General features: G+C 65.8%; 10 protein-coding genes and 2 pseudogenes. 5 read left to right on the top strand and 7 right to left on the bottom strand.

Annotated features, from left to right (window positions below; all coding sequences use genetic code 11):
- Both ABIV12_RS00750 and ABIV12_RS00745 read right to left on the bottom strand, forming a co-directional pair.
- Nucleotides 1-467, bottom strand: a pseudogene (locus ABIV12_RS00750) (hypothetical protein); the annotation flags it as partial.
- A gap of 224 nt (nt 468-691) precedes the next feature.
- The gene (locus tag ABIV12_RS00745; protein ID WP_348055216.1) at nt 692-1,345 is read right to left on the bottom strand and encodes a hypothetical protein; all 654 of its coding nucleotides are present in this window, start codon (nt 1,343-1,345) and stop codon (nt 692-694) included.
- A 177-nt stretch (nt 1,346-1,522) separates the two neighbouring features.
- On the opposite strand from ABIV12_RS00745, the gene gpmI reads away from it, so the two are divergent.
- The 4 genes from gpmI (at nt 1,523) to ABIV12_RS00725 (ending at nt 6,116) form a co-directional block, all read left to right on the top strand.
- On the top strand, nt 1,523-3,052 hold the full coding sequence (gene gpmI, locus ABIV12_RS00740) for a 2,3-bisphosphoglycerate-independent phosphoglycerate mutase (RefSeq protein ID WP_348055214.1): 1,530 nt from the start codon (nt 1,523-1,525) through the stop codon (nt 3,050-3,052).
- Entirely contained in the window at nt 3,052-4,212 is a 1,161-nt protein-coding gene (locus ABIV12_RS00735) for a peptidoglycan DD-metalloendopeptidase family protein (RefSeq protein ID WP_348055212.1), read from the top strand. Before gpmI ends, ABIV12_RS00735 begins: the two co-directional genes overlap by 1 nt.
- Before the next feature lie 127 nt (nt 4,213-4,339).
- Nucleotides 4,340-5,692: a S41 family peptidase gene (locus ABIV12_RS00730; protein ID WP_348055210.1), complete on the top strand. Its 1,353-nt coding sequence runs from the start codon at nt 4,340-4,342 to the stop codon at nt 5,690-5,692.
- Between the two features lie 148 nt (nt 5,693-5,840).
- Nucleotides 5,841-6,116, top strand: a complete 276-nt coding sequence (locus ABIV12_RS00725) for a DUF3144 domain-containing protein (protein ID WP_348055208.1) — start codon at nt 5,841-5,843, stop codon at nt 6,114-6,116.
- 25 nt (nt 6,117-6,141) lie between these two features.
- Here ABIV12_RS00725 and ABIV12_RS00720 read toward each other — a convergent pair whose 3' ends face one another.
- The 5 genes from ABIV12_RS00720 to ABIV12_RS00700 form a co-directional block, all read right to left on the bottom strand.
- Nucleotides 6,142-6,468 (bottom strand): DUF1820 family protein, encoded by a 327-nt coding sequence (locus ABIV12_RS00720; protein WP_348055206.1) that lies wholly within the window; start codon nt 6,466-6,468, stop codon nt 6,142-6,144.
- 100 nt (nt 6,469-6,568) lie between these two features.
- Nucleotides 6,569-7,252 (bottom strand): rhomboid family intramembrane serine protease, encoded by a 684-nt coding sequence (locus tag ABIV12_RS00715; RefSeq protein WP_348055204.1) that lies wholly within the window; start codon nt 7,250-7,252, stop codon nt 6,569-6,571.
- A gap of 6 nt (nt 7,253-7,258) precedes the next feature.
- Nucleotides 7,259-8,155, bottom strand: a complete 897-nt coding sequence (locus ABIV12_RS00710; RefSeq protein WP_348055202.1) for a general secretion pathway protein GspB — start codon at nt 8,153-8,155, stop codon at nt 7,259-7,261.
- 88 nt (nt 8,156-8,243) lie between these two features.
- The gene (locus ABIV12_RS00705; RefSeq protein ID WP_348055200.1) at nt 8,244-9,842 is read right to left on the bottom strand and encodes an AAA family ATPase; all 1,599 of its coding nucleotides are present in this window, start codon (nt 9,840-9,842) and stop codon (nt 8,244-8,246) included.
- Nucleotides 9,843-9,970: 128 nt separating this feature from the next.
- Nucleotides 9,971-11,446, bottom strand: a complete 1,476-nt coding sequence (locus ABIV12_RS00700; protein ID WP_348055198.1) for an MATE family efflux transporter — start codon at nt 11,444-11,446, stop codon at nt 9,971-9,973.
- Between the two features lie 171 nt (nt 11,447-11,617).
- Here ABIV12_RS00700 and ABIV12_RS00695 point away from each other — a divergent pair.
- Nucleotides 11,618-11,997, top strand: a pseudogene (locus tag ABIV12_RS00695) (hypothetical protein); the annotation flags it as partial.

Raw genomic sequence — 11,997 nt, 5'->3', positions numbered from 1 at the left:
GGTCGTGCGTCCCGCGTGACCATCACCATATCCAGGCCATACGCCAGATGCTCTTTACCGCCCGCTGCGTCGACATCGATGCCCACATTCGCTGCATCGAGCGTCGTTGCAGCCACCACCGGCACTCTCTGGAACCACTCGCCGCGCACGCCGGGTTTGACGCCCATGCGTTCGAACTGATCCCTGATCCACGCTGTCGTCAACCGCTCGCCCATCGTTGCCGGCTTGCGGCCTTCGAAAGCATCGGACGACACCTTCTCGAGGCGCGCTGCGAAATCCTCTGCGGTGATCGCCCCGCTGGTGTGTCCGTCTGCGCTCGGAACCACCGGAACGCGTTCCACCTTCGCAACCGCGGTCGTCGACGGGCCAGGCGTGGACGGCGCTGTCGGCGCGGCGCGGTGGGACTGGCACGCGCAAAGCATGAGTGCCAGGCCCGCGGATACGACGTTGTGCAACAGCGAACCCATGGATGACCCTCTCGACGCCCCGATTGTAGTCTCGGAAAACGCTGCAGAGCGTCACAGTTCGCGCATAGGCGCCAGAAAAATGAGGTGGGGAAGGAACACGCGCCGCAATCGCGATGCGTCTGTCCATGTTGGAACGATCCAAACCGGCGCGTGCATGCCGTGGATGAAAACGCTACTGGTTCGACCGTCCCGAAATGCCAGTGGGCGCTGCATGGATTTGCGGCCTACGGATGATCGCCTGAAAACATTTTTGCAGTCGCACCGCTGATCGTGCCGACCGTCGCGCTCTCGCTCACGAACAGATCCACGTCGCGGCGGAACTCGAGCGTTCCGGTCACCACTGCATGCGGGCCGATCACGACGCGCGGGTTGCGCGACTTGCCGAGTGACCAACCGTGCTGCGTGTCGACGAGGATGCCGCCTTCGACGCGCGAGTTCGCGCCAACGTCGATGTCGCCGCTGACCGTTTCGATGCCGCCGCCGATATGCGCGCCGTCAAGCAAAAATCGGCCATTGACGTTGGATGCATGGCCGACGATTTCCGCACCGCGGCCGACCCGGATGCCGCCGTTGACCGCTTCGACCGTGCCGGTCACGCGCGCGCCCGCACCGATGTCGATACCGCCGTTGACGGTTTCGACCGAGGAAACGGTCGTGCGTTCGCCCAGATCGATGCCACCGTTGACGGTCGACACTTTTTCCGCGCTCGCGCCGCTGTCGAGGTGGATGCCGCCGTTGACCGTGTCGAGGTCGCCGGCATGCCGGCTGCTGTCGATGTGGATGGATCCGTTGACCTTGTCGACGTCGATGCCGCGTGCATGGGAAGCGCCGACAGCAAACAGCGACAGGGCAATCGAAAGAGCGAGTGTGCGATGCATGGGAAGCTCCAGGACGGGAATGGTATTTCCGGCTTTGGATGCGCGTGGACGAGAAAAGGTTGAAGAGCACTCGCGCGCGCCCGTGCGTTCAAAACCGGAGCGCTCGCACCGTGCTGCGACGCCCCCCGGCGCGTTCGGCTAGCATGCGGTTTCCATGGAAACTCCGGACGAACCCGCGTGGCACGACCCAAACCGATCCTGCTGCTGATTCTCGATGGCTGGGGCCATCGCGTCGACTCTGCACACAACGCGATCGCACAGGCGACGCTGCCGAACTGGCGTCGCTTGCTGTCCGACTATCCGCACACGCTGGTCGACACGCACGGCGCATTCGTCGGCTTGCCGGACGGACAGATGGGCAACTCCGAAGTGGGCCACATGAACATCGGCGCGGGGCGCATCGTCTACCAGGACCTCACGCGCATCGATGCCGCGATCGCCGACGGCTCGTTCTTCGCCAATCCGGCGCTGCTCGGTGCCTGCGAAGCGGTGAAGGCATCGGCAGCAACGTTGCACGTGTTTGGCCTCACGTCGACGGGCGGCGTGCACAGCCAGGAAGCGCACATCCTCGCGATGCTCGACCTTGCCGCGCGCCAGGGCGTCCCGCGTGTGGCGCTGCACGCGTTTCTCGACGGTCGCGACACACCACCGCGCAGCGCGCGCGCGACTCTCGACCGGTTGCAGGCCCGATGCACGCGTCTTGGCAACGCGCGGATCGCGACCGTCGGCGGGCGCTATTTCGCGATGGACCGGGACCATCGGTGGGACCGGGTGAAGCGGGCCTACGACGCGATCGCCGAGGCCAGCGCAGACGTCCACGCAGCGGACGCCGCGACCGCACTCGCCGATGCCTATGCGCGTGGCGAAAACGACGAATTCGTGCAGCCGACGGTGATCGGCGATGGCGCGCGGTTTGCCGACGGCGACGCGGTGGTCTTCATGAATTTCCGGTCGGATCGTGCGCGTGAGTTGTCGCATGCGTTCGTCGATCCCGACTTCGACGGCTTTGCGCGTGCGCGCGCGCTCGCATTGTCGGCGTTCGTGACGCTGACCGAATACGAGAAAGGGCTGCGCGCGAGCGCGATCGCCTATCCACCGCAATCGATGCACAACTCGCTCGGGGAATACCTCGCGTCGCTCGGGTTGCGGCAGCTGCGCATCGCCGAAACCGAGAAATACGCGCACGTCACGTTCTTCCTGTCCGGCGGCCGAGAGGCAGCGTTCGAGGGCGAGGAACGCATCCTCGTGCCGAGCCCGAAGGTTGCAACCTACGACCTGCAGCCGGAGATGAGTTGTCCCGAACTCACCGACCGGCTGGTCCTGGCAATCGGCTCGCAGCAGTTCGACGTGATCATCTGCAACATCGCCAATCCGGACATGGTCGGCCACACCGGGATCGAATCGGCCGCCATCCGCGCGGCCGAAGCCGTCGACGTCGCGCTCGGACGGCTGACCGCCGCGATCGTTGCGGCCGGCGGCGAGATGCTGATCACCGCCGACCACGGCAATCTGGAGCAAATGGTTGATGAGAACGGCGAGCCTCACACGCAACACACGGTGGGACCGGTGCCGCTGGTGTACGTCGGCCGCAACGCGCATCTGCACCACGGCGCGTTGAGCGATCTGGCGCCAACGATTCTCGCGCTGATGGATCTGCCACAACCGGCCGAGATGACCGGCCACTCGCTGGTCGGGTTCGACGCTTGATGCGTGCGTGGCGGTGGATCGCCGCGCTGGCACTGCTTGCGCCGGTCGCGTCGTCCGCGCAGGACGCCGATACGGCGCAACGTACCGCGCAGGAACAGGAGGCGAAGAAGAAGCTCGATGCGGTGCGTGTCGAGATCAAGTCGCTGGTTGCGCAGGCGCAGGCGATGGCGGGCGAGCGAAGCGATGCCGAGCGCACCTTGCGCGACAAGGAGCTCGCACTCGGCGTGGTCGCGAAGGAGCTCCATTCACTCGACGAACGTGTGGCCGGGCAGCAAGCGAAGTTCGATGGGCTCCAACAGCAGCGCGCGGAACTCGAAGCGGCATTGAAGACGCAGCACGATGCACTTGCCGCACTGCTGCGTTCGGCCTACGCGCTCGGTCGCAACGAGGAACTGAAGCTGCTGCTGCAACAGGACGACGTCGCCGCCATTGCGCGCGTGCTGGCGTACCACCGCTACTTTCAACGTGCGCAGGTCGATCGGATCGATCATCTGCGCGGCGACCTGCGGCAGCTGGCCGACGTGCAGGAAGCGATCGGCGCCGCGACGCGTGAACTCGCCGCGACGCGTGAAGCGCGCACGGCCGAGGCTGCAAATCTGGAGACCGAGCGTCGCGAGCGCGCAGCGCTGGTCGAGTCGATCGATGCGCGTCTGAAAGACCAGAGCACGCGCATCGCTGCGCTCGGCAAGAACGAGACCGCGTTGACTGCGCTGATCGACACATTGCGCGACGTGTTCGCGGATATTCCCAAGCAGCTGTCCGGAGACGCTCCGTTCGCTGCGTCGCGCGGTCGTCTCACGTGGCCGTTGAAGGGCAAGGTCGTGGTCGCGTTCGGCGCCGGCGACGAGTCGGGCCGGCGCAGCAGCGGCCTCCTGCTGGCCGCGAAATCCGGCACGCCGGTGCGCGCGATCTCGCACGGACGTGTCGCGTTTGCCGACTGGCTGCGCGGCTATGGCTTGATGATCATCGTCGATCACGGCGACGGCTATCTCAGCCTCTACGGGTGCAATGAAACGCTGCTCAAGGACGTCGGCGACTGGGTCGATGCCGGCGAAACGATCGCCAGCAGCGGCGCGAGCGGCGGCCAGAAGACCGCCGGGCTGTATTTCGAATTGCGCGCGAAAGGTCAGGCGGTGGATCCGCGCGGCTGGCTGCAGTGAACGTTGGCCGACCCGCGTGGTCTACCGGTGTGGTCGCATCCGTCACTCCCCGTTCGCGAAGGTCGATTCGGGCGACGCATCGGCCCCCACGCATTACACTCGACCCATCCCCGCGAGGCCAACTCCCATGTCCCCACGTTTGCTGGCCACGCTGCTGCTGATTCTCGCGTCACCGACGGTGCCCGCCGCCGATCCGCCGGTCACGCCGGACGTGCAGACCACAGTCGCTGCGTCGCCGAGCCCTGCGTCGAAGGACGCGGTCGACCTTGCCGACATCCGCGCGTTCACGGCGGTCTACAGCCTCGTCAAGCAGGCCTACGTTGACGACGTCGACGACCATCGCCTGATGCAGGCGGCGATCCGCGGGCTGCTCGGAGGTCTTGACCCGCACAGCGAATACCTCGGCAAGGAACAGATCGCTGATCTGACCGAGGACACCAGCGGCAACTACGACGGGCTCGGCATCGAAGTGGTGCAGGTCGACGGCACCTTGCGGGTGGTCGCGCCGATCGATGAATCGCCGGCGGAGCGCGCCGGTGTGAAAGCCGGCGACATCATCGTGCGCATCGACAACAAGCCGGTGCAGGCGGACGATCTGGAAGCAGCCGTCGCCAGCTTGCGTGGCAAGCCCGGCACGCCGATCACCCTCAGCGTGCTCCACGAAAAGCAAAGTGTTCCGGTCGACATCGTGATGAAGCGCGAGGTGATCCGCGTCGCCAGCGTGCGGGGGCGATTGCTGGAGCCAGGCTACGCCTACCTGCGCGTGAGCCAGTTCCAGGCGGAAACCGGAAGCCAGCTTCGAAAGAAGATCGTGCGGCTGATTGCGGACAACAAGGCGCCCTTGCGCGGAGCCGTGCTCGACCTGCGCAGCAATCCGGGCGGTCTTCTGACCTCCGCGGTCGAGATCAGCGACGAGCTGCTCAGCGAAGGCGTCATTGTGACCACGCGCGGGCGGCTGAAGGAATCAGACCTCTCTTTCCGGGCGACATCGGGCGATCTGCTCGATGGCGCTCCGCTGGTGGTGCTGGTCGACAACGGCACTGCGTCCGCCGCGGAAATCGTCGCCGGCGCGCTCAAGGACAACCATCGGGCGTTGCTGATGGGTCGGCGCACATTCGGCAAGGGTTCGGTGCAAACCGTGCTGCCGCTCGACGCCGATCATGCGGTGAAGCTCACCACGGCGCGGTATTTCACGCCGAGTGGCGTGTCGATCCAGGCCGCCGGCATCCAGCCCGATATCGCGCTCGGCGATTACTCGCTAAGCCAGCGCGACACCGATGCGGGCCCGTCGTATGGCGAACGCGACCTGCGCAATCATCTCAAAGGCGCCGACGAGACGGCCGATCCGCAGACCCCCGCCGTCGCAAACCGCGCGCTGCCGCAGGACTACGCGCTCAGCGAAGCGCTGAACGCGCTGAAGGCGCTCGCGTTGCGCAGTCGGCCCGCGCCGGATACGTCGACGCCGAACAGGAATGGATGATCGGGCGCGCCGGGTTTGCCGCGATATCGCATACAGAGCAGTCGTTGGCTAGAATCCGTGGCCCGCTCGACCGCCTGATCGGTAGGCATCCGTCGATGTCTCGACGATTCCCGCCCGCCCCGGTGGCCGGTTATTCATTGGAAAGGTCATGAACGCAGTTTCCGACATCACCGAAGCGCAATTTTTCGACATGGTCGACCGCTACATCGCGCAGGCCAACGAATTCAGCAAGCAGTATCCGCAACCGCAGATCATTGCCTCGATGCTGTTCGCCGCTGCGCGCTTCAACGCGCACCACTGGCTCGCTCGTGACCGCGCGCAGAGCCAGACCGTCGACGAAGCGGCGCCGCTGTTCGCGCAGGAATACGAGAAAATGTTCCGCAACAACGTGGACCAGCTCGAAGCGTCGCGCGCGAAGAACTGACAGCGAGCGCAACCGCGCGGGTTGTCTAGCGGCTGGTCGGCCGCGGCGGCATCAACGGAAACGGCATCACTTTTTCGCCGCTCGTCGCATCGCGGATCGCGAGCGGGCCGCGGCGTGCGACCTCTTCGATGCGTACGATGGCCTGGATCGGCACGTGCAGCATTGTCGTGTCCTTGAATTCCTCGCGCAGCCGCTCTTCGGTCGGGTCGACCACGAGCCCTTCGCCGGGCGGATCGAACACGAGTTCGCCGACTTCCGTGAATCCCCACAGCGAACTCGACGCCACATGTTGCGCGTGGAGCTCGATGCTTTTTCCCTGCGACAGGAAGGTGATCTTGTAGAGCTTTTTCATCGGGCGGGCATTCGGTGCGTGAGATCGGGGCCAGTGAAGACGCAATAGTAGATCGGCGGATCGCGCCGCGCCTGCCTGACCGCACGGCGAACTCCGGCGGTCAGCCCCTCAGTCGCCGTGCCACTGCCGGTTTGGAGAGGAGAGCCATCAGAATGCCGATGATGAAGCCGGCAATGTGCGTCCACCATGCGACCGCGCCGAACGCAGGGCCGACATAGGTGAAGAGCAGTTGCAGCGCCGCCCAGAAACCGATGAGCAGCGGCGCTGGAATACGGACGAATTCGAGGAACACGCCGAGCGGCAGCACGAGTCCGAGGCGCGCTCGCGGGAACAGCGCGAGATAGGTGCCCACCACGGACGACACCGCGCCGCTCGATCCAATGATGGGCGCATTCGTGCCTGCCAGCGTGAGAGCGCCGATCAGGTTGGCCAGCGCGCCGCCGATCACGAACAGCGCGAGAAAACGCATGGATCCGAGCGCGCGTTCCGCCGAGACCCCGAACACGATCAGGAACAGAAGGTTGCCGGTGAGGTGCAGCCAGTCTGCGTGAATGAAAATGGCAGTGACCAGGCGCGCTGCGCGCAGCTCGGTCAGCTGCAACAGCCATGGCGCGTTCGTATCGAGCAGGGTCGAGGGGACCGTGCCCCAACGGGTCAGCAAGCCGAAGCGCTGCGTCTGCGGCATCGTCGCAAGCCACAGGAACACGACCACGCAAGCCGCGACGATCAGTAGCGTGGCCCATGGTGGGCTTGGCTTGCGTCGACTCGGCAGGCTGACGAACACGCGGCGCTAGCGGCCGTCGCGCGGATAGGTGAAGCGCGTGCCCTTGAATTCCAGTTCCATCCCGTCCGGGCGGATTTTCTTCAACGTGACGCCGTCCGCGATCGTGTCGCCTTCCACATGCCGTTCGCCCTTGATGACGACAAAGCGTTCGGCTGGATCATCGGCGTATACATGCATGGTCACGCCCATCTCGGGCAGATCCTTGCGGATGCTGTAGGTAAGCTCCCACACCGACGGCAGGATCGGTTCCGTCGGCCGTGCGGCCGGGGCGACCTTGGCGGGCGCGGTTGCAGCGATCGCCGGTTTCGTCTCGGGCTTTGCGGTTGCGACCGCGTTGGCGTCCGGCGCCGGCCCTTTCGCTGCTGCGGCCGCGGGCGCTGTCGGCACAGCCTCCTTGCGCGTCGACGCAGCAGGAACTGCCGGCACGGGACCTGCGACCGCGGGCAGTGCAGGGGGCAGATGCGCCACCGACCCGGGGCGATCGCCCGGCGGCACGTTGGCGCGCAGTGGCGCGCGTGCCGACTCGTCGGACGGCGCTGCACGTTTCGAGGTCAACAAGGGATTCGTCGCGGCCGGCGGAGCGGGTGGGCTGGCGGCGGCGGTTGGCGCAGCCGGCTTCGCACGAGGAGCCGGGGTTTTGGATGCTTGCGCCGCGGGGGCGGCAGCAACCGGCGTGGCCTTGCGAGCCGGATCGGTCTTCGCCACCGTCGTGTCGGTTGCGGGAGCGCCGCGCTTGAACATCAGCCATGCGCCAGCGCCGAGCGCGACCACAATCAGCGCTGCAACGATCGGCAGCACGCCGCGTCGCCGACGCGAGGCGATCGATGGCGAACCGAGCGTCGGCGCTTCGCCGAGGCGGCGCTGCTGTTCCGATTTCTTGAGAGCTTCGAGGATCAGCGACATTGACTTTCCTGAAAGACGGGTGCCGACTGCATTGGCGGCTGACGCGGCGCACGACGCGCACGCGCGGGGTGGATCAGCGACAAACGACTCATTCGACCGTGCGCGCGAGATGGGGCCCCGCATCGTCGAGCGCCGACAATGCGAACAGGGTTTCCGGGCCGATGATGCCATCCGCCTTGATGCCGTAAGTCTGCTGCAGCTTGCGCACGCGCTCCTCCAGTTCCGCATCGAACGTCGGTGCGCGCGCCTTTGCGCCGACGCCGTTGTCGAAGGTGGCCAACCGGTCGGTGACCCACGCAACGCCGGCTGTCGCGTCACCACGCTGCAGGCTTGCAGGCACATCGGCTGGCAGTCGCCACAGCACCATGAAATCTCCGTTCCACACCTTGGACAGCGAACCGCGCGCAAGTTCATAGCGTGCGCCGGCAATATCCAGTCGCACGCGCTCCTTGCCTGCTCCTTGCAGCACCGCATACGCCGGATGTTCGGCCGGGCCGAGCAGAAGGATCAGCGGTCGGTCGAAGCGCGTCACCTGGTCGAGCATTGCATGGCCGCGCAGGCACGCGATGCCCGGCGCGATGATCGTCGGGCAGCGGCTCGCATCGCGCACCGACACCGTGCTTGCGTCGACTTGCCAGCGTGCGAGCAACTGGGTGAATGCATCGAGTTCGGTCTCCGGTTTTTCGGCAAGACGCTGTTCAAGGCGAAGCGCTTCAGCGTCCGCGGCGGGCGGCTGCACCACCACAGGCGCGGGCGTCGGTGCCGGTTCCGGCGCGCGTCGGCTGCCCAGCCAGATCGCGGCGCCGGCCAATGCCGCAACCAGCAGGGCGACCGCCGCCCAGCGTCCGTAGCGATGCATCCAGTAGCGTGCATGGCCCGGCAACGCCTCGTCCGCGGCGCGATCGACAAGGCGCTCGCCGAGGCTTTCCTGCTCGCGTGCGTAGCCGGCCATCAATGCGCGATCGGCAATGATGTTGACCAGTCGTGGCACGCCGTTCGAGCGCTGATACAGCGCCTTGAGTCCCAGCCGCGAGAACGGGATGCGCGCGCAACCCGCCACCGCCATCCGGTGACGGACGTAGGTCTCGGTTTCGCCGGCGTCGAGCGGGGTGAGGTGATAGCGCGCGGTGATCCGCTGGGCGAGCTGGCGAAGATCCGCCCGATCGAGTATTTCGCGCAATTCCGGCTGACCGAGCAGGATGATCTGCAGCAGCTTCTGCGTCGGCGTTTCAAGGTTGGTCAGCAGGCGCACCTGTTCGAGCGCGTCGATCGACAGGTTCTGCGCCTCGTCGACGATCAGCACCACCCGCAGCCCTTGCGCGTACGCGTCGAGCAGGAACGCGTTGAGCGTGTCGGTCAGCGCCTTGAGGCTGCCGCGCTTGCCTTCGATGTCGAGTTTCAACTCCTCGCACACCGTCTCGACCAGCTCGACCGGCGACAATTTTGGATTGAGCACCAGCGCCACGCGCGTGTTTTCCGGTAACTGTTCGAGCAGCAGCCGGCACAAGGTCGTCTTGCCGGTACCGACCTCGCCGGTCAGCTGGACGAACCCGCCGCTGCCCCCCTTGCCAATGCCGTACAGCAGGTGCGCGAGCGCATCCCGGTGCCTTTCGGACAGGAACACGTAACGCGGATCAGGCGTGATGGAAAACGGCACTTCGCGAAGGCCGTAATACTCGAGATACATCCGGGCATTTTACCTGAGCGCGTGCCCGGGCCGCGGTTCGGCGCCGCGCGGTCGCCGCGAGCCGCCCAGCGCGCGCTTGCGGTCGCCATCGCGATGGCCGTCGGTTCACCCGAAGCGCGCTGAAGCGGTCAGCGAGGGTCCACCGTCAACGTCGCGGCATTCGCTTCGACCGCCGCAGCGCCGCTCGCCATCGTTGCGTGTGCCAGCCCCTGCGGACTCGGCGGTGCAGGTCCGAGCATGCGTGCACTGCGCCAGTTGCCGTAGCGGTAATAGAGAATCGAGAGCAGCATCGACGCCAGTGAACCGACGGGGAAGCTCCACCAGATCGCATCCGCCTGCAGTCGGCCGACCATCGCGTAGGCAAACGGGATGCGCACCACCCACAGCGCGAGAAACAGGATCACCAAAGGCGGGATCACCGCACCGGTCGAGCGCATCACGCCGCCGAGCACCAGGCTGACGCCGAAAAACATGAACGACCACACAGCAATCGCGTTGATGTGCTGTGCGATGCCGATCGCGATGCCGTCTGCCGGCAGGAACAGGCCCAGCGCGGGGCGATCGAACACGTAGACGACCGTGACCATGATTCCGGTCATCACGAGGTTGTAGCCAACGCCGGTCAGTGCGATGCGGCCGACACGATCCCAGCGGCCCGCACCGACGTTCTGCGCGCACATCGACGACACCGCCATGCCGATCGCGAAGGCCGGCATCTGGATGTAGTTCCAGATCTGGAAACTCGCGCCGTACGCCGCCGTGGTGTGCGAGCCAAAACTGTTCACCAGCGAGATCATCGCGATCATGCTGAGCGACATCACGATCATCTGCAGGCCCATCGGCAATCCCTTGCCAACCAGGGACCGAAGGACCGCCCGGTCGATGCGCAGGTAGCGCCCTTCGCCCCGGCCGATGCGCAGGAAATGCCTGCTGCGATACAGCCACGCGATCGCCAGAGCCACGCTGATCGTCTGCGCCACCAGCGTCGCGGTCGCCGCGCCAGCGATGCCGAGCGCCGGCACCGGTCCCCATCCGAAAATGAACAGTGGATTGAGCACGATGTCGAGCGCGACGTTCATCAACAGAAAATAAAATGGCGTGCGCGTATCGCCTGCACCACGCAACACCATGCTGATGAACGCGAGCACGTACATGCTCGGCAGACCGAGAAAGATGATGCGCAGGTAGGCGACCGCGAGCGGTTGTGCGTCAGCGGGCGTCTGCATCCACAACATCAGGTGCGGCGCAAACAGGAAACCGCAGACCGCGGCAATCAGCGACAGGCCGATGAAAAAACTGATGCTCGTGCCGACCACGCGCTTCGCCTGCTCGACATTCTTCGCGCCGATACTCTGGCCGATCAGGATCGATGCCGCCATGCCCACCCCGAAGATCGCGCCGATCAGGAAGAACAGGATCGCGTTGGCGTTCGACGTCGCGGTCAGAGCCGACTCGCCCAGATAGTGGCCGACCCAGATCGCGTTCACCGATCCGTTCAACGACTGCAAGATGTTGCCGGCGAGAATTGGCAGCGAGAAGCGGAACAGGGTGGGCCCGATTGCGCCGTCGATCAGCGCGTTGCCGGGGCGTTGCGGAGTGGACATCGAGGCGGGCGGGCAGGGCGACAAGGGCGGGAATACTGACAGGTTTTCGCATGATCGCCCCCGTGCGCAGCATGTCTTTCGTCACCCGCGGCCCGCGACTGTTGCCGATATGATGGACCGTCGAAGCGCGGCCAATCGATCCCGCGCCGAATCGGCATCCGAGGAGATTCCATGTCATTGCATCGCCGCTGGTTGGCCATGTTGCTGCTGCTCAGCGGCCACGCGGTCGCGCAAGTGGATCCGGCCCAGTTTCAGGATCTGCACTGGCGCCTCATCGGTCCGTTTCGCGGTGGTCGCGCGCTGACCGTCGCCGGCGTCCCTGGCGAGCCGCAGCATTTCTACTTCGGTGCCGTCAACGGCGGTGTGTGGGAAACCAAGGATGCCGGCCGCACCTGGCAGCCGATCTTCGATGCGCAGCCCGTCAGTTCGATTGGCGCGCTGGCAATCGCGCCGTCGGAGCCGGCGGTGATCTACGTCGGAACCGGCGAAGCCGACATGCGTTCGGACATTGCGCAGGGCAACGGCGCGTACAAGTCGGTCGACGCCGGCCG

The sequence above is a fragment of the Dokdonella sp. genome, from assembly GCF_039926425.1.
Taxonomy (GTDB): Bacteria; Pseudomonadota; Gammaproteobacteria; order Xanthomonadales; family Rhodanobacteraceae; genus Dokdonella_A.
The sequence above is the reverse complement of the archived record's forward strand: the minus strand, read 5'-3'. Positions and strand labels throughout refer to the sequence as shown.

Coding starts and splice junctions, on each gene's coding strand:
- ABIV12_RS00745 (WP_348055216.1), bottom strand. CDS start 1,345: ATGCATCGCACACTCGCTCTTTCGATTGCCCTGTCGCTGTTTGCTGTC.
- ABIV12_RS00705 (WP_348055200.1), bottom strand. CDS start 9,842: ATGTATCTCGAGTATTACGGCCTTCGCGAAGTGCCGTTTTCCATCACG.
- ABIV12_RS00710 (WP_348055202.1), bottom strand. CDS start 8,155: ATGTCGCTGATCCTCGAAGCTCTCAAGAAATCGGAACAGCAGCGCCGC.
- ABIV12_RS00725 (WP_348055208.1), top strand. CDS start 5,841: ATGAACGCAGTTTCCGACATCACCGAAGCGCAATTTTTCGACATGGTC.
- ABIV12_RS00700 (WP_348055198.1), bottom strand. CDS start 11,446: ATGTCCACTCCGCAACGCCCCGGCAACGCGCTGATCGACGGCGCAATC.
- ABIV12_RS00730 (WP_348055210.1), top strand. CDS start 4,340: ATGTCCCCACGTTTGCTGGCCACGCTGCTGCTGATTCTCGCGTCACCG.
- ABIV12_RS00720 (WP_348055206.1), bottom strand. CDS start 6,468: ATGAAAAAGCTCTACAAGATCACCTTCCTGTCGCAGGGAAAAAGCATC.
- ABIV12_RS00735 (WP_348055212.1), top strand. CDS start 3,052: ATGCGTGCGTGGCGGTGGATCGCCGCGCTGGCACTGCTTGCGCCGGTC.